The 16394-nt window shown below is 66.7% G+C and carries 14 protein-coding genes and 1 pseudogene; 4 read left to right on the top strand and 11 right to left on the bottom strand.

What is annotated here, in order from left to right; translation table 11 throughout:
* Positions 1-56: 56 nt before the first annotated feature.
* The 3 genes from A5695_RS01485 to A5695_RS01475 form a co-directional block, all read right to left on the bottom strand.
* Positions 57-1046, bottom strand: a complete 990-nt coding sequence (locus A5695_RS01485; protein ID WP_068077370.1) for an alpha/beta fold hydrolase — start codon at positions 1044-1046, stop codon at positions 57-59.
* 81 nt (positions 1047-1127) lie between these two features.
* Positions 1128-1622, bottom strand: coding sequence for a lipoprotein LpqH (locus A5695_RS01480; protein ID WP_068077331.1), 495 nt, complete (start codon positions 1620-1622; stop codon positions 1128-1130).
* A 98-nt stretch (positions 1623-1720) separates the two neighbouring features.
* Positions 1721-3007 carry a glycosyltransferase gene (locus A5695_RS01475; protein WP_068077329.1) on the bottom strand — a complete coding sequence of 429 codons (1287 nt, stop codon included), beginning with the start codon at positions 3005-3007 and terminating at the stop codon, positions 1721-1723.
* Positions 3008-3250: 243 nt separating this feature from the next.
* Between A5695_RS01475 and A5695_RS01470 the strand changes: the two genes are divergently transcribed.
* The gene (locus A5695_RS01470; RefSeq protein ID WP_231974685.1) at positions 3251-4783 is read left to right on the top strand and encodes a cytochrome P450; all 1533 of its coding nucleotides are present in this window, start codon (positions 3251-3253) and stop codon (positions 4781-4783) included.
* A gap of 15 nt (positions 4784-4798) precedes the next feature.
* Positions 4799-5947: a sulfotransferase gene (locus A5695_RS01465; RefSeq protein ID WP_068077325.1), complete on the top strand. Its 1149-nt coding sequence runs from the start codon at positions 4799-4801 to the stop codon at positions 5945-5947.
* A gap of 63 nt (positions 5948-6010) precedes the next feature.
* On the opposite strand, the gene A5695_RS01460 is transcribed toward A5695_RS01465, so the two are convergent.
* Both A5695_RS01460 and A5695_RS01455 read right to left on the bottom strand, forming a co-directional pair.
* Positions 6011-7156: an LLM class flavin-dependent oxidoreductase gene (locus A5695_RS01460; protein ID WP_369830144.1), complete on the bottom strand. Its 1146-nt coding sequence runs from the start codon at positions 7154-7156 to the stop codon at positions 6011-6013.
* Positions 7157-7225: 69 nt separating this feature from the next.
* Positions 7226-7693: pseudogene (locus A5695_RS01455) on the bottom strand (hypothetical protein); the annotation flags it as partial.
* Between the two features lie 403 nt (positions 7694-8096).
* On the opposite strand from A5695_RS01455, the gene A5695_RS27050 reads away from it, so the two are divergent.
* The gene (locus tag A5695_RS27050) at positions 8097-8807 is read left to right on the top strand and encodes a hypothetical protein (protein WP_231974684.1); all 711 of its coding nucleotides are present in this window, start codon (positions 8097-8099) and stop codon (positions 8805-8807) included.
* 3 nt (positions 8808-8810) lie between these two features.
* Here A5695_RS27050 and A5695_RS01445 read toward each other — a convergent pair whose 3' ends face one another.
* Positions 8811-9665, bottom strand: coding sequence for a sulfurtransferase (locus A5695_RS01445; protein ID WP_068077321.1), 855 nt, complete (start codon positions 9663-9665; stop codon positions 8811-8813).
* Positions 9666-9758: 93 nt separating this feature from the next.
* Here A5695_RS01445 and A5695_RS01440 point away from each other — a divergent pair, with 93 nt between their 5' ends.
* Positions 9759-10226: a hypothetical protein gene (locus A5695_RS01440; protein WP_231974683.1), complete on the top strand. Its 468-nt coding sequence runs from the start codon at positions 9759-9761 to the stop codon at positions 10224-10226.
* A gap of 89 nt (positions 10227-10315) precedes the next feature.
* On the opposite strand, the gene A5695_RS01435 is transcribed toward A5695_RS01440, so the two are convergent.
* From A5695_RS01435 to A5695_RS01415, 5 genes are all read right to left on the bottom strand, one after another.
* Positions 10316-11455: a glycosyltransferase gene (locus tag A5695_RS01435; protein ID WP_068077319.1), complete on the bottom strand. Its 1140-nt coding sequence runs from the start codon at positions 11453-11455 to the stop codon at positions 10316-10318.
* Between the two features lie 86 nt (positions 11456-11541).
* Positions 11542-12339 carry an acetolactate decarboxylase gene (gene budA, locus A5695_RS01430; protein ID WP_068077317.1) on the bottom strand — a complete coding sequence of 266 codons (798 nt, stop codon included), beginning with the start codon at positions 12337-12339 and terminating at the stop codon, positions 11542-11544.
* Positions 12340-12344: 5 nt separating this feature from the next.
* On the bottom strand, positions 12345-14027 hold the full coding sequence (gene alsS, locus A5695_RS01425; RefSeq protein WP_068077315.1) for an acetolactate synthase AlsS: 1683 nt from the start codon (positions 14025-14027) through the stop codon (positions 12345-12347).
* A gap of 134 nt (positions 14028-14161) precedes the next feature.
* Positions 14162-15685, bottom strand: a complete 1524-nt coding sequence (locus tag A5695_RS01420; protein ID WP_068077313.1) for an FAD-dependent monooxygenase — start codon at positions 15683-15685, stop codon at positions 14162-14164.
* Positions 15678-16325, bottom strand: a complete 648-nt coding sequence (locus A5695_RS01415) for a TetR/AcrR family transcriptional regulator (RefSeq protein WP_068077365.1) — start codon at positions 16323-16325, stop codon at positions 15678-15680. Before A5695_RS01415 ends, A5695_RS01420 begins: the two co-directional genes overlap by 8 nt.
* Positions 16326-16394 lie beyond the last annotated feature (69 nt).

Below are 16394 nucleotides of genomic sequence, written 5' to 3'. Positions count from 1 at the left end.
GGCCGCACACTGGGGCGGGTGTGCGGCTGGCCGCACACTCGGCGGGAGGGGCAACGCTAAGAGGCGCTTTGGTCGACCAACACCGCGCCGTCGGGCCGGTTGCCGAGGGTCTGCAGCGGGATGTCACCGCCCTGGGCGGTGAGACGAACGATCTCGGCCAGCTGACCGGGGGCGTCGCATTGCAGGTAGTGATCGGCGCCGGGCACCACCCAGTAGCGGTTGCGGCCGGGCTTGGGCTTCAGGTACGTCTGCCAGACATGGTTGGGGACGCGCAGCGGTGCGACGTTGTCGTGCAACCCCCACACCAAGGTGGCGTTGATCGTGCTCTTGGAAAGCGCTTCCAGCCAACCGGTTTCGTCTGCGGCGCGCTCGTGGAGGTATTGAATGGTGTCGGGCAGTACCCGGATTCCGTCGTTGTAGGCGAAGCACTTCGCCAACGCGGCGATCTCCGGGTCATCCAGCGTTCGCCGCGGCATGAAAGTACTGGCGCCCAGGCCGGCGGCCAGCGTCTCCGGCGTCGTCGCCGCCGCGGTGGCCCGCCCGGTCGCGGGATCGAGCAGCGCGGTCTGGAAGCCGGTGAGGTTGGACAACGGCAGGTAGATGTTGGCGTTCGTCACGATGAGGTCGATCGGCACGGCCGGCGGATCGAGGGCCGCCAGCATCTCCACCGCAATCATGCCGACGCTGCTGCCGCGGTCATGGGTGAGCATGCGGTAGGCGGTCAGGTTCCACACCTGGGTGATCGCGTACACGAGCAGACGCGCGTCGTCGTAGAGCGAATAGACGTACGGCTCAGCCGGTTTGTCCGACAGGCCGCAGCCGGGGAAGTCCAGCAGGTAGATGTCGAACTCCGAGCCCAGGTCGTTCACCAACGCGGAGAAGTCGATGCTCGACGTCGGGAAGCCGTGCACGAGCACCAGTGCGGGCGCGTCCGGTGTGCCGCAGCGTCGGCTGAACACCGCGACCTCGTGCCCATCGTTGGCGGCGGTCGTTGACCGCCAACGCAGTTGCGTGCCGCCGCTCTGCCACTCCGCGAAGATGTCCAAGCTGCCAGCATCGCAGAGGCGGTCGCGGTAGACAACCACTTCGCGTGCGGAAGATGACGACGGCCTTCCGCTGCGCCGCGGTCACGGGCAGGTGACGTGCACCCCGAAAGTCACCGGACGCGTTCCGCTTTGGCCCGGGGTCGACGCCTCGCCGGTCCCGGTGATCGTGTAGCCCTTGCCCTGCTTGGTCGCCTGGACCTGAGTTGCGGACTTGGTGGCCTGATAGGGGAGTTGGTACTGGCCGGTGGCCAGCGTGAGCGAAAGCGCGAATCCGTCGACCATGGGCGGGTTCTCGTCGGAAACGGCCAGTGACACCGAAGCCGTATCATCGTGCACGGCGATACGGGTGGTGAGGTCCCCCGATTCCGGCGGGGACGCGTTCGGTTGCGCCGCCGAACTGCTGCATTCAACCCGCGCGGTCATGGTGTGCTTGTTCCCGTCGATCATGACGGTGGTGGTTACCGCAGCGGGAGTCGAACTCGCGGTCGGTGCCGCATGGTTGTCCTTGCCGGAACAGCCGGACAGATCGGCGGCCAACACGATCCCAGCGGCCGTGAGGATGTATCGATTCGTCATCTCACTCCTATGTCAGCGAGGACTATAGGTCCCATTCCTTTCGGGAAGGTCTCATTTCTCTGGCGACCAGTCGACTGTCGGGTTTATCGGACAGTGGGTCAGTATGAGCCAACACGCCTCGAGTGTGCGAAGTTTTCGACGAGGTCGGCGGCGCGGCCAACGCTCTCGGCGGGTTTAGTCATGTGACTGGCGAACTCGCGGGCTCGGTCGACGTATTCGGGGGCCAGGATCTGGCGCAGGTCGGCGACCAGCGAGGCGACGGTAGTTGCCGAAAAGCGCCGGGCGCTACCCACCTTCAGTCGTTTGAGCTGAGCGCCCCACATCGGCTGATCGGGCAGCGTCCAGAGGATTAGCGTGGGGATTCCCGCGCGTAGGCCTGCTGCCGTGGTGCCCGCACCGCCGTGGTGGACAGCCGCACGGCAGCTGGGAAAGGTCGTCGCGAAATTCACCGCTCCCACCACCTTGACGTGGTCGAAATGTGGGAGGTTGCTGGAATCAGCCCAGCCGGAGCAAACCAACGCCCGCTCGCCCAACTGCTCGCAGGCCGCGCTGATCATGCCCACCGTGTCGGCGAGTGATTCGAGGGCGGAGCAGGCCGGCATGCTGCCAAAACTGAAGCAAATCGGCGGTGTGCCTGCGGCAATCCACGAAGCGACGGCATCGTCGGCATCCGTCATCAGCTCCATCGTCAGCGCACCGACAAAAGGACGTCGCCCATCCCACTTCGCCCATTCGGCTGCCAACCCGGGGAAGCAAACCTCGTCGTAGGCCTGAATTTCCAGGGATTCGCGTTCGGCGATCCGCTGCGGCGCCGGGCCTGTTGCCTTCGGTAAGCCCAGTTTCCGGCGTTCCGCGCAATCGGCCTTCTTCATCATGCGCCAGACGAGCCACTCGAACACCGTCGTTCCGGAGCGGATCAACCGCGGCGGCAGGATCGGAACGAGCTGGCCGTTAGCGCGCGCCGGAAAGTAATGCAGAGTGGTCAACGGAATGTCGTAATATTCCGCGACATTGGCCGCGGGCTGCTCGAAAACCAGGCCGGTGAACAGCATGTCGGCCCCGTCCGCCAGAGACGTCAGCGTCGTGCTCAGCTCGCTCCGACACCGCATAGCCAGATCCCGAGCTTGGCGCCACAACGTGATCAGGTTTCGGACCCTCCAGAAGCCGTCGAATAGGCATGCCCAGAAGTTGCGCAACGCTTCCACGCAAGCCTCGGTATCCAGTCCATAAGCGACCGCCGTAAGCCCAGCCGACTCGACGAAACCAACCATGTCGGGTGGGACTGCCATGTGCACGTCGTGTCCCCGGCGCAGCAGCTCACGGCCGACGGCGGCGCAGGGCTCCACATCGCCGCGGCTGCCCCAGCTCGCAAGCACAAATTTCATTGCCTGTCCTCGCGTATCGTTTCCGGGGCCGCGTTGTGCGAAATGAAGTGGGCGCCACGGGCACCGCATCCCCAGCTCGGCGCCCAGCAGTTTAACGTGAAGCCCCTCGTGACCGCGTGTTACCGCGCATTCTTGCTGGTCAGCGGTGCGCGCAGTGGCCTCGGTCCATCTCGCCGAGAGTGCTTGCACTGCGAGCCGCGTCGGATTCACATACGGTGACAAACGGCAAACGGCGCGCGAGCAATGATGCGCGCCGGTACCCTTCACACTGTCGTTATCTCACCACCTGACATCCGGGAGCCGATGATGGAAACAGCATCCGGTTCCCAAGCAGCACAGGACTGGATACCGCACGGCCAATGCCCGTTCCAGGGCAGCACGTCGTACTCTGCGCGTCCCACACACGACGCGACGGCGCGCACTGATGATCTCGCGAGTCGGCGCGTGCGAAGTCGGCGTGGCTATCCCGTGGCTGCAACGATGCGGCGTGACGCACAGCTTGCGCGGGCGTGCGCGCCCATGGTGGCACAGGCACTTGCGGCCGCCGCTGGGAAGGCCCGAGCGAGATTGGCCGGCAGCCCTGACCCGAAGCATGTGCAATTCACCGAGTTTGACCCGTTGAACCCCGCTATCGCACGCGACCCGTACCCGCATTACCGAAAGCTTTTGGCGGGCGAGCGCGTGCAGTACAACCCCAGGCGTGACGTTTACATCTTGAGTCGACACACCGACGTCCGCGAGGCTGCGCGTAACCATGACGCATTGTCCAGCGCCGGTGGCGTGACCTTTTCGCAGGGGTCGCCCCCTTTCCTCCCTACGTCCGATCCGCCCGTGCACACCGGGATGCGTAAGCAGCTGACACCGGGCTTGACACGCGGCGCGGTGGAGTCGTGGCGCCCGATGGTCAACCACCTTGCTCGGGAGTTGGTCAGCGGGTTAGTGGCACAGCAATCCGCGGACGTCGTCTCCGCCCTGGCCACACCGATGGCGATGCGCACCATCACCAACGTGCTCGGCATAGCGGGCGGTGACGAGTCCGCTTTCCGCCGTTTGTCCAACCAGGCGATTTGCATCACCGACGTCAATCTGTCGGCTCCGGGTCTGGTTGCGTTGGTACGGGGGTTTAACGGATTTCGGCAATTGCGTGCCCTGTTCACCCATCGGCGTGACAACGGGTTGCTGAGCGAGTCCGGCATTCTCGGGCAGCTCACCGAGCACGCCGAGCACGGTCGGCTCAGCGACAGCGAATTGTCCTTGTTCGCCGCGTTGTTGCTGGTTGCAGGATATGAGACCACGGCGAACATGATCAGCACCTTGTTCCTCTCGCTGGCCGACTTCCCAGACCAATTCAGGCTCCTTGCGCAGCGACCGGATCTGATCCCCTCGGCGATCGAGGAGCAGCTTCGATTCATGTCTCCAGTCCAAAACATTTGCCGCACAACACGCGTCGACTACCCCGTCGGCGACGCCGTCATCCCGGCGGGCTCCCTGGTGATGCTTGCGTGGGCCGCAGCCAATCGTGACCCGCGGCAATACGAGGACCCCGATGTCTTTCGCGCCGACCGTAATCCGACCGGGAATCTCGCATTCGGCTCTGGTATCCACTCGTGTCCCGGGAGCCAGCTAGCGCGGATGGAGGGCCAGGCGGTACTGGGCGAGATCGTCGCCAACATCGACCGGATAGAGGTGCTGGGTCCGCCGGAGTGGACGGCCAATGCCAACCTCCATGGCCTGACCCGGCTCCGGGTCGCCGTGACGCCTCGCGAAACTGTATAGAGATCTTCGCCAGCTATGAGACATCCCGGCTCGGCGTCGCTATTCGTCAGGTGGCGTGAGTGGGCGGCGCCGGTGTGGATCGGTTGCAATTTCTCGGCATGGATGCGCCTGCTGATCCGCAACCGTTTCGCCGTGCACTGGAGTCGCTGGCACTACGCCGTTCTTTACACCCTTGTCAGCGTTGTGAATTCGTGCCTCGGGCTTGTGCAGAATGTTGTGTTCGCTAGGCGAGTGGCCAACACGCCGATCGCCGATCCGCCCATCTTCATCGTCGGCCACTGGCGCACCGGCACTACGTTGTTGCACGAGCTGTTGGTTCTCGACGATCGGCACATCGGTCCCACGGGCTACGAATGCGTAGCACCACAACACTTTTTGTTGACCGAGCGGTTCGCGCCGTTGGTGGGCTTTATGGTCTCGAAGCATCGGGCCATGGACAACATGGATTCAAGCCTGAATCACCCACAGGAAGACGAGTTCGTCTGGATCATGCAGGGGCAGCCATCGCCGTACCTGACGCTGGCGTTCCCGAACCGGCCGCCAGAGCATGAGCGGTATCTGGATTTAGAGCAGTTGACGGCGCACGAGCTGGAAGCCTGGAAACGGCCCTTCTACCGATTCGTCCAGCAGCTGTACTTCCGCCGCCGCAAGACCGTGATCCTGAAAAATCCAAACCACAGCTTCCGAATGAAGGTGCTGCTGGAGATCTTCCCGCAAGCGAAGTTCATTCATATCGTCCGCGACCCGTATGTGGTTTATCCGTCGAGCATTCATCTCCTCAAGTCGTTATCCCGCGTACACAGCCTGCAGAAACCGACATTCGAGGGATTGGACGAGAGAGTTCTCGCGACCTATGTAGACCTGTATCGCAAGGTAGACGAGGGGCGAGCACTGGTCGACCCCTCGCGCTTTTACGAACTGCGCTATGAGGAGTTGATCGAGGATCCCGAGGAGCAGCTGCGCCGCCTGTACGAGCACCTGGGGCTTGGGGGTTTCGAGCAGTACCTGCCGCGCCTGCGACAGTATCTCGCCGACCACGAGCACTACGCGACAAACACCTACGAACTGACCGCCGAGCAGCGCGCGGTCCTCGATGACCGCTGGGGAGAAGTCATTGACCGCTATGGCTACCGAGTTTCCGCGGCGTCACGGCAAATCTCTTGAAGCGGGCGGGTTTCGGCGTGCCGGCACCAACCGTCGGACAAGGTTCCGTTCGCTGGGCGCGATTCACAGTTTCTTGAGCCCGCGGAGAATCTTCAAGAATTGCGCGTAAGTTGCGAGGCCTTTCCGAAGGGTCGGCTGCAGGATACTCAGGTTGTTGACGACCAGGTAGCGCACCCCGTGGTCGCGCCATTGCGCGGCCCGATCGATGACCTCGTTGGGCGTCCCGGTCAGCAGCACCTCTTTGAGCATTGATGCCGGGACGTCTTTGATGTACGACAACACCGTCTGCTGGTCCAGCGTTTGCGGGATCAGGTCCTGGGCGCCCGAGAAATCATGTCCGAGGGGATGTCGCACGCCATGGTCGGCCCATACCTGGCCGGGAATGATGAGCGCGAAGGCTTTCGCGGCATCCGAGTTCAGCGTCTCCTCCACGTCGTCGCGGCTACGTCCGGTGACGACAAAGATTGACAGCGCCGGCGTGATGGATCCAGGGTCGCGCCCGGCGTCGGACGCCGCCGTTCGCACCGCTTCGAGACCCGATGCGTAGTCTCCCGGCCGCGAAATCAGCCCGGGGAACCAGGCGTCGGCATATCTCCCGGTCGCTCGCAGCATCCGCGGCCCCTTGGCGGCGATCCATATCTCGGGCCATTTGCCACGGTAGGGCGGCAGGTCGAACACCGCGTTACGCAGCGGGAAGTACGGCGACTCACGCGAGATGAGTTCGCCGCCGGAGTTCCAGAGCGCACGGATTGTGGCGATCGCTTCTTCGAAGCGCGCTACCGGTTTGGTCCAGTCCACCCCGTAGGGCTCGTTGCCCTCTCGCTCTCCGACGCCGATGCCCAGGATGGCGCGGCCGCGGCTCATCAGGTGCAACGTGGCCGCAGCCTGCGCGGTGACTGCTGGGTGACGTCGATTGGCATCGGTGACGCCGACACCTAGCCGCAACCGTCCAAGGCCGTTGCGGGAGGCAAGGTATCCAAGCATCGTCCACGGTTCGAGTTGGGCGTCGACCTTCGGGACGAATTTGGCGACACCGAGGTAGTCCGACGTCGCGATGGAGCGCGGGTACAGCGAATTCAGGTGATCGGCCACCCAGTAGGAGTCCACACCGCCGGCCGCGGCCATCCGTACGGTGGTGCGAGCGAGCATGGTCGCGGAATACCGGGAATTGAGCAGCTGGGTGCTTAGGCCAACTCGGATCTGGTTCACACGCATCGCCTTTCGCAGAAGTGAAGCATCGCGGGGTGCCGGCCTGATGATTGAACTGACCCCTACTGTTTATCGCCAGGCTTCCCACTCGACCATGCTGCGTAGCGGTCCGGCAAACGAGGGCCGCACGGCGCCCGATTGCCACCGGTCCTCGAGAAGGGGCGCCAGCCGGTCGGTGGTGGTCAGCGGGTCGGCGTCGAGGTAAACCACGGTGACGTATTGGAAGTCCGTGTGCCATCCGCGTGGCAGGTGGCTCCAGCCGGTGCTAGTGCCGAAGGTCCACGCGCCGGCAGTCCCCGGCGTGGCGAGCAGCGCGGGATGGTGATCGGCGTGCAGCCATCGCAGCCACTCGTCCGGGCGGCGCCCGTCGACGGGTTGTTCGACAATGAGGACGACGCCGCGGTGCGGCCGAAACGGCACCACCTCGGCGGAGACGAGCGCATGCGGTGCCGATTGCCACTGCAGCAGGCGCAGGCCGGCCACTTGCAGCGACGGCCGGACGACGGCGAACCGCCCGTTCTCGCGCAGCGCGCGGCCGCGACGTCACGCTCGTCGGTCACGCCGGCGCGCATCGCGTTGGGTCCGGGGCCGGCCGCGTGGGCAGCCTCGCGCACGAGCTGTTCGCGTCGCGCTGCCAGCAGTACCCCGGGGCCTCCCGCACGAACACCGAGCCGAGCACGGGTCCCAGGCCGGTGTCCGTTGTCCGCGAAGAACCCCAGGAAATGCTCGTCCCAACACCAGGTGCCGTGCACGAATAGCACCGGCGGCTTGTGGGATTCGCCGCCCGGCGTTCTTTCGATCACTTCGAGCATGAGCGTGACTCCTCGTCGGGCCCCGCCCCCCCGGGTTGGCTGCAACGCCGCTGAGATTAGCCGCTGACGTGCTCGTGGCGGACGGGAATCGGCGAAGCCACGGAGTCCTCGTAGCGTTTACTGGTGCGGTGGGTGAAGATGGCGGGCGACGCACGCTGGTGCTGTCGGCCTTTCCGGCCGAAGCCGACGCGGTGCTGTCACACAACACGCTCGATCCCGATCCGGTGGTAATTGTCGATCGCCGGCGCTTCTACCTCGGCTCGATCGCGGGCAAGAATGTGATCGTGGCGATGACCGGCGTCGGCCTGGTGAACGCCGCCGACACCACCGAGGCCGCCTTGACGCGCTTCGGGGTTGGCGCGGTGGTCTTTTCGGGCGTCGCCGGCGGGATCGACCTGCGCCGCCGGCCGCAAGTCGCGGTCGGTGGCGACGGCTGCAGCTGGGACAACAACAACGGCGTGGCGTTCCCCTGCATCCCGAATGGGGGCGACGTTTTCGGCTGCCAACCCCGCAGCGCGCCAGATCGGTCACTCCGGTACACCGGCAACTTCCGGCAGGCGGCGGGCCGGTGGGCGCGAAGCGCCCTGATCAGCAACCTGAAGATCGTCGCGGCGGCGGAGGCGGCCTTCGACGCGACCGAGATGGAAACCGCTGCCGCCCAGACGGTGGCCGACGCGCACGGTGTCCCGTTTCTCGGCATCCGGGGGATCACCGACGGGCCGGGTGACCCGCTTCACCTGCCGGGCTTTCCATTTCAGTTCTTCTGCTACAAGCGGGTCGCGGCGAACAACGCCGCCCGGGTGACCGCCGCGTTCCTGCAAAGGTGGGGCGGTGCGTGACCGTCAGTCGGAGCCGACGGCAACCGCGCGCCCCGGATCCGAACACCACTCGGACCACGACCCGGGAAACAGCGCCGCGTCCACGCCCAGTGCGGCCAGCGCCGCGACCGTGATGCTGGCCGTCACGCCCGAACCGCAGTAGGCGCCCAAGGGGCCATCGCGTTCGATCCCGCGCTCGGCGAGCAGTCGGGTGAGGGCATGGTCCCCGACGAACGTGCCGTCGGCGGCGAGGAAGGCGGTGCTGGGCAGGTTCGTCGCGCCGGGGATGTGGCCGGCCGCGGGGTCAAGCGGTTCGACCTCACCGCGGAAGCGCTCGGGCGCCCGAGCATCGAGCAACGTCACGCCCCCGGCGCCCGCTTGCTCGGCCGTCAGCGTGGGACGGCGACCGGCGTACAGATCGTCGTGGGGCACCGTCACATTCCCGGGTTGCGTTGTGACCGGCCCGGTTTCGAGGCTCCGGCCGGACGCCCGCCAGGCCGCCAGGCCGCCGTCCAGAATGCGGACGTCGGGCAGGCCGGCCGTCGTCAACACCCACCACGCGCGCGCCGAACCGGCGCGATTCCAGTCGTCATAAACCACCACCGGCGAGTCCTGCCGGACACCCCATCGCCGGGCGGCGGCCTGCAGGCGGCTCCCCGACGGCAGCGGGTGCCGACCGCGGCCGGTGACCGAGTGGTCGCTGAACTCGTCCTCAAGCGACGCATACACCGCGCCGGGTAGGTGGCCGTCCAGGTAGGCGGGCCGCCCGTCGGGCTCGTCGAGCCGCCAGCGGACGTCAAGGATGGACATCGGAGCATGGACCTCGATGAGGCCGGCCAACTCCGTGACGGTGATCAAAACCTGGTCCCGCGGTTCCACCGGTTCAGCCTAGCGGCCGCGCGAAAAGCGGCCTCGGTCCGCAAAGCATTGGCGTAGCGTCCTGCTGAGGAGTACGGCGGATGGAGCAATGTCATGGCGCGCATCAGCTATGGATTCACCGGGGGCCTCGTGGTCGCGTCGACTCTGCTGGCGGTCGCGCCCGCCAACGCGATACCAAACACCCGCTGCACCCTGACGACACCCGTTCAGGAAGTGCAGCACGTGTCCCAGCTGCCCCCCGAACTCCTCAAGCTTCTCCCGCCCATCGCCGACATCGGCGCGCCCTTCAACGCGACCGACTCGGTCAGCGATCCGACGTTGCCGTTCCGCCGGCTGATCCGCGCGGGCAGCCAAGATGCGGACTGGTTCGTCTGGTACGAGCACGGTGGCGTGGGATATTCCTGGCAGGCGGTGGTCGCGCGCGTCGTACCGGGCGGCGACCCGAAGGTATTGGCCAACGCCGGAACGATTTCCGACACACTGTGCAGGCTCACCGATGGCGCCTTCACCGGCGCGGTTCCGCCGTACCCGCCCGGATCGTGGGCTGCCTCCGACTTCTGAGGATTTCACCGACATGAGCGCATCCGAACGGCCGAAAACCCGGCGTACCTGACCTACGTCGGCTGGAAGCCGAAGCGCCACAAGGATAGTCAAGCCGTGTGTTCGGCGCCGCCGTCATCCACCGTGGGCGCCCCGAGCGTGGCCAGCATGCCCGTCGCCGCCCGATGCCAGGTGAAGTCCTCGGCGCGGCGCCGTGCCGAGACGCGACGGTGGTGCTCCGGACGGCTGGTAACGGCGCTGACGGCCCGCGCGATGGCGGCCGGGTGGTTGTCCGCCGAAGCGCCGCTGTCCGGCGTGATGATCTCGGTCAGCGCCGAGGTGCGCGAGACGACGGCCGGCGTCCCGCATGCCAGCGATTCCAACGCGGCTAGCCCGAACGTCTCGTGCGGCCCGGGCGCCAGCGTCACGTCGGCGGACGCCAGCAGGCCGGCCACCGTGTGCCGGTCGGAGACGAAACCCGTGAAGTCCACCGGCAGCCGCGCGGCCTGGCGCTCCAGCCTGGCCCGCAATGGACCCTCACCCACGACGACAAGTCGGGCGTCGACCCCGGCCTGGCACAACTCGCCGATGGCGTCGATGCTGCGGTCGACGCGTTTTTCCACCGACAACCGACCGCAGTGGACGAGCAGCAGCTGCGTCGGTGCGGCCCAGCGGCGCCGCAGCAGGTAGGAGTGCCGGCGCGGGTGAAACGTCTGCAGGTCCACGCCCAACGGGACGGTCACGGTGTTCGTCGCGCCGATGCGGTCGAATTCCTCACGCGCGAAACCGGTGGTGCATACCACCGTGTCGTAGTCGGCGGCGGTGCGGGCATTGGCCAAGTCGGCGAACTTCACCGCGGCGCGACGCGGAAGTACTTGTCCCACAAGACGATCCAGTCGCTCATGGGAGATCATCACCGTCGTGGCGCCGTGGTCTCGACCCCACCGACCCAGTGACCGCAGCGTGAGCCGGTCGGACACCTCCAGCGCGTCGGGTCGCAGGGCCTCCAGGAGCGCCTTGACCGGCCCGGGCAGCACGGCGCGGTAGCCGCCGGTGAGGGGAATCAGCCGGGCTGGCAGGGTGATTCGTACCACACCGGTGCGCAGCTGACTGCGCTCGGCGCGCTGGCCGGGAACGATCAGGAAGACCTCGTGGCCGCCGGCGCAATATTCGGCGCCCAGCCGATCGACCGCGGTGCGCAGGCCGCCCGAGCGAGGGCCGTAGAAGTTGGCGACCTGTACAACACGCATAACGTGAGGACACGCGGCGCGCGTGTGCACTCAACAATGTGGACTTGACGCTGGCCTGAACAGTCCATGAATTCCGGCGCGGCCGGTTACTTTGAGCCCCCTTTCGGGCCTTCGGCTTTGTTGATCCGCTCGGCGATGTCGGCGCGCGACAGCTGGGCGCCGAGGAAGTCACCGGAGGTGGGCAGGCTCAAATGCAGTTGCGAGGCCCCGCTGACCGCGACGTGCCCGCGGTCGAGGGTGAAATCGAGGATGTGACCGCCGCCGGTGCGGTCAGTGTTGAGGAAGTGCAGGTGATAACCGGCCACCGAGATGCCCTGCTCGAAGTCGGGGGTACGGAACCCGACCACGGTGCCCGACACGTCCGTGAAGACCTTCTCGGCCTGTTCTTCGGTGGCTTGGGTCAGCGGCGGGTAGGGCGGCTTCTGCGCCATCACCGTGCGGGTGTGCAGCTCGGCGAAGTGCCCGCTGATCCGGATGGCGTAGATCAAGTTGGCGCTGGCGATCTGGCGATCGATCGCGGCGATCACGTCGGCGCGACCGGTGCGGGTTTGGATTGCGATCTCGAAGTCGGTGTGGAACCGGGTGACCGCAGCGAAGGGGCTGCGATCGGTCGGTGCGGCCCGGCTGGCGGTTCCGTCGGCGCGCAATCGGTAGCAGATGCCGTCGAGGATCACCATCTCGCCGTCGAGATGATTGAAGGTGCCCAGCCCGAAGTCGCCGTGCCGCAGGATTTCGGCGACGGTGACGTCGCCGTCGTACACACCCTCCAGCAGCGCGCCGATCGTCGAGAACTGATAGACCTCGGCTTCGTCCGCGCGTTGATGCGTGAGAAGCGTTGTGGCCCAATGTCGAAAGCGATCGTAGGCGCTCGAGCGTGTGTCCATGATCCTTACTCGAAGGGGTCGTCGTGCAGCTGGGCGGCGAGGTCGGTGTTGTGGCTGTAGTCGACGGGAACGTCGATCAGCGACGGCCCGTCCTCGGTCAGCGCCTGGCGCAGGGTGGCGGTGAAGTCGTCCAGCGTCGTCACCCGGTAGCCGCGGGCGCCGAACGCCGCCGCGTAGGAGACAAGGTCGTAATCACCCAGTTGCACACCGGATTTGCGGCCATACTTTAGGACTTCCTGAAAGCCGACCATGTCATAACTGTTGTCCCGGAACACGATGTGGGTGAAGGTAAGACCGAGATGGGCGGCGGTCGCGAGTTCCTGGGCGGAGAACAGGAATCCGCCGTCGCCGGAGACGGACACGACGGGCGTTCCCGGCCGCACCAGGCAGGCGGCCATCGCCCAGGGCAGCGCGACGCCCAGGGTCTGTTGGCCGTTGGAGAAGAGCAGCCGCCGCGGCTCGTATACCCGGAAATGGCGGGCGAGGTAGATGTACACCGAACCGACGTCGCAGGTGACCGTGGCGGTGTCGTCGAGTTCGTCCCGCAGCCGGAGCAAGACGGCGACGGGGTTGAGGCCCGGGCCTTCGGGCGTGGTCCCGCCGGCGGTGGCGTCGATGTCGCTCAACGCTTTTCGCTGCGTGGCGATTTCGCGCTGATAGGTGTCGGTCAGGGTCAGGCCGGCCAGCTTGTCGGTCAGCGAGGTGAGCGTCGCCGCGATGTTGCCCAGCAGCTCGACGGCCGGCTGGTAGTGGTTGTCGATGTCGGCGGGGACCGAGTCGATGTGCACGACGGTGCGCTCTGCGTCGTCGTTCCACAGCACCGGGTCGTACTCGACCGAGTCGTACCCGACGGTGACCAGGACGTCGGCGTGGGCCAGGACCACGTCGCCGGGCTGGTTGCGGAACAGCCCCACCCGGCCCAGGAAGTTGTCCTCCAGTGCCCGGGAGATCACCCCCGCGGCCTGGAAGGTCTCCACGACCGGCAGCCCGGTCGTGGAGACCAGGGCGCGCAGCGCCAGGCAGCTGTCGGGGTCCGCGCCGCGCATGCCGACCAACAGGGCGGGTCGGCGCGCGTCGCGGATCAGTTCGCTCACCTCGGCGATGGGCGCGGCGGGGGCGGCGCCCAACGGGGGAATCGGCTGCCGGCCCGGGATGCGCGCCGTGGTCGGCGCGGCCAAGACATCGGCGGGCAGGACGACGGCGGCCGCCCCGCGCGGCTCGCCGAGCGCGGCGCGAAACGCGCCGATGGTGGCCTCGGCGGCGTTGTCGGGATCGCTGACCTCACCCGTGAACTTGGTGACCGTCCTGAGCATGGCGGCCGCATCCATGGACTGATGCGTGCGCTTGAGGCGATCCACGCGACGCACCGCGCCGCACAGCGCCACCACCGGATCCTGTTCGGTGTTGGCGGTCAACAGGCCGGTGGCCAGGTTGGTGGTGCCGGGGCCAGATGTCACCAGCACCACGCCCGGGGTGCCGGTGAGGCGGCCGATCGCCCCGGCCATGAAGGCGGCGTTCTGTTCGTGGCGGCACACCACCAGCTGCGGGCCGGAGTCCAGCAGCGCGTCGTAGACGGCGTCGATCTTCGCGCCCGGCACGCCGAATACGTACTGCACACCCTGCGCCGACAGGACGTCGACGACCCGCTGCGCGCTGCGCACGGCGTCATCGTGATGCGTGGGGGCCATCCATCCAGCCAAGCACGGGTCGCGGGGTGTTGCGATCCGACCGGATGTGCGCTGGGGGTTTTGCCTGTGCGTCCAGGGCGGCGACACGCCGAGCGGCGCCGCCCAGCACGCACACGCGACGGCGATACGGTGAATTAACCGCCGGACTCGCTCCCGAACCAGCGGCGCAGCGCGGCGCGCAGGCCTACTTGGTCGCCTGGCCCGAAATCGCTCGTCGCCCAGGCGACGTATCCGTCGGGCCGGATCAGCAGCGCCGCGGCGGGCCGGTGGTCGACCGTCGCGGTCACGATGTCCACCCGGTCGGCCCAGCTCGACGCCGTGGCCGCGACGCCGCCGTCGAAGTCGAGGAGCACCGGGCGCCCGGCGTGCAACAGTTCGGTGATGCGTCGGCCGTCCGCGAGCGTCAGTTCGGGCACGGGCCAGCCCGACAAGGGATGGTCGTCACCGACGTCGTACCGGACGTCGGTGCCGGCCAGCAACGCCGCCATATGCCTGGCCACGTCGGGCAAGGCGAAGAGTTCACCCAACAGTGTTCGCAGGGCGGCGACTTCGGGTCCCGGCGCCATCAGGGCGGTCTGCGACAGCGAGTGCATCATGACCCGCTCGCCCACGGGGTGGCGTTCGGATTCGTAGGTATCGAGCAATCCGGCGGGCGCCCAGCCGTTGAGATGCGCCGCGAGCTTCCAGCCCAGGTTCATCGTGTCCTGCAGGCCCAGGTTCAGGCCGGGCCCACCCATGGCGCTGTGGACGTGAGCGGCGTCGCCGAGCAGCAGGACTCGTCCGTCGCGATAGTGCTCCGCGTGCCGGGTGTTCTGGCCGTTGATGCGGCGAAGGGCATGCGGCCCCGGGCCTTTCGGTTCCTCCAAAGCCAGATCCACGCCGAGGACGCGACGCGCGCTGTCGCGCAGTTCGGCCAGGGTCATAGCCTTGTCCTCGACCGGCGGCGCGAACTCGATGGTGCCGAACAGCGAGCGGCCGGGTTCGAACTCGGCGAAGATGACGCCACCGGTGTCAAACCGATTGTGACCGAACGCGATCTGACCGAATCCTGGGACGTCGATACTGCCGTCGGTGCGCCGGAGTTCGTCGGGGATGTGTACGTGAGCGAGCCTCCCGACGGTTTGCGATGTGTAGCCGGGAAAATCGATGCCCACCGTCTTGCGGACCAGGCTGCGCCCGCCGTCGGCGCCTACCAGAAAACCGGCGGCGATCCGGTGCTCGCGTTCTGTCGAGGACACTGTCAGCTCAACGTAATTCGGCTCCTGGCGCAGGTCGGTGAGTTCGTGCCCCCAGCGCAGGTCGACTCCGAGATCGCGTGCCCGCTTCTCCAGCAGCCGCACCAGGCTGGGCTGCTGGATGGGCAGCGCGTACATCGGGTTGTCGGGTATGCCGAGGAAGTTCAGCGTCATGGCCGCGAACATCCACCCGTAGACCGGCTGAGGCGGGTTGGGGTCACCCGTGACCATCTCATACAGTCCACGCATATCGAGTGTCCGAACCACCTGTCCGATCAGGCCGTTGGCCTTCGGCTCGGAGCTTGGCCCGGGTAACGGGTCCAGCACGACGGGCCGGATGCCGGCCAGCGCCAGCTCGCAAGCCAGCATCAGCCCGTTGGGACCGGCGCCCGCGATGACGATGTCGGCGTGTTCGTCAGTCATGGGTTTCCTCCTTGCGCCTGGCCGGCTCTGGCAGGCCCGCGATGACGGCGGCGAAGCCGGAACGAATGAGGTCGGTGATCGGGACCGGCGGGTCGGCGCGCACGTAAGCCTCCGCTGCGGCGTCGCCGACGGCGCGCACGATCGCGACGACCAACCGTGGGTACAGGTCGTGCTCGGGATCGGTGCCGGTGCGCTCGGCGATCACCGCGAGCCATTCGTCGAATAGCTCCTGCGGCAACGCATTACGCACCTGCGGGTTCATCAACATCTTGCGAACCTCGACCAGCTCCTGGCGGTTCGGCACCTGGTTTTGCTCCCCGTACACCTCGCCGAAGTCGGCTTCCAGCGGCTCGAGCACGACGTGCGCGATCGCTGTCCACAGCGGCTCGTCGGCCGGGCGTTGCCGCAGCGCGGCAATGCTGCGGCGAATGCGCTCGGTCTGTCGGTAGGCAAGTGCCTCGTATTTGCCGGCGAAGTAATTGTTGAAGGTGCGCAGCGAAACTCCGGCCACGTTCGCGATTTCCTCGCGCGTCACGTTGTCGAGTCCGCGTTCGAAGGCGAGGTTGAGCGCGGCGTCGCTGAGCGCCCGCCGCGTGTCGGCCTTTTTGCGCTCGCGCAAACCGCCAGGAGGTTCGGTCATGACGACCACCGTACGCAAAACTTGCCCAGTGGGCAATATTGCTCGGCGGGCAAGTTTGGAGTGTGCGCT

Source organism: Mycobacterium sp. E1747 (assembly GCF_001667775.1).
In the GTDB taxonomy this organism is placed as follows: domain Bacteria; phylum Actinomycetota; class Actinomycetes; order Mycobacteriales; family Mycobacteriaceae; genus Mycobacterium.
Note: the sequence above shows the minus strand (reverse complement) of the source record. Positions and strands in the feature narration are given on the sequence as shown.

What these genes read in the sequence shown, in the direction of transcription:
- A5695_RS01480 (WP_068077331.1), bottom strand. Translation starts at nt 1,622, where the DNA reads ATGACGAATCGATACATCCTCACGGCCGCTGGGATCGTGTTGGCCGCC.
- A5695_RS01440 (WP_231974683.1), top strand. Translation starts at nt 9,759, where the DNA reads ATGGCGCGCATCAGCTATGGATTCACCGGGGGCCTCGTGGTCGCGTCG.
- budA (WP_068077317.1), bottom strand. Translation starts at nt 12,339, where the DNA reads ATGGACACACGCTCGAGCGCCTACGATCGCTTTCGACATTGGGCCACA.
- A5695_RS01420 (WP_068077313.1), bottom strand. Translation starts at nt 15,685, where the DNA reads ATGACTGACGAACACGCCGACATCGTCATCGCGGGCGCCGGTCCCAAC.
- A5695_RS01435 (WP_068077319.1), bottom strand. Translation starts at nt 11,455, where the DNA reads ATGCGTGTTGTACAGGTCGCCAACTTCTACGGCCCTCGCTCGGGCGGC.
- A5695_RS01415 (WP_068077365.1), bottom strand. Translation starts at nt 16,325, where the DNA reads ATGACCGAACCTCCTGGCGGTTTGCGCGAGCGCAAAAAGGCCGACACG.
- A5695_RS01470 (WP_231974685.1), top strand. Translation starts at nt 3,251, where the DNA reads ATGATGCGCGCCGGTACCCTTCACACTGTCGTTATCTCACCACCTGAC.
- alsS (WP_068077315.1), bottom strand. Translation starts at nt 14,027, where the DNA reads ATGGCCCCCACGCATCACGATGACGCCGTGCGCAGCGCGCAGCGGGTC.
- A5695_RS01465 (WP_068077325.1), top strand. Translation starts at nt 4,799, where the DNA reads ATGAGACATCCCGGCTCGGCGTCGCTATTCGTCAGGTGGCGTGAGTGG.
- A5695_RS01475 (WP_068077329.1), bottom strand. Translation starts at nt 3,007, where the DNA reads ATGAAATTTGTGCTTGCGAGCTGGGGCAGCCGCGGCGATGTGGAGCCC.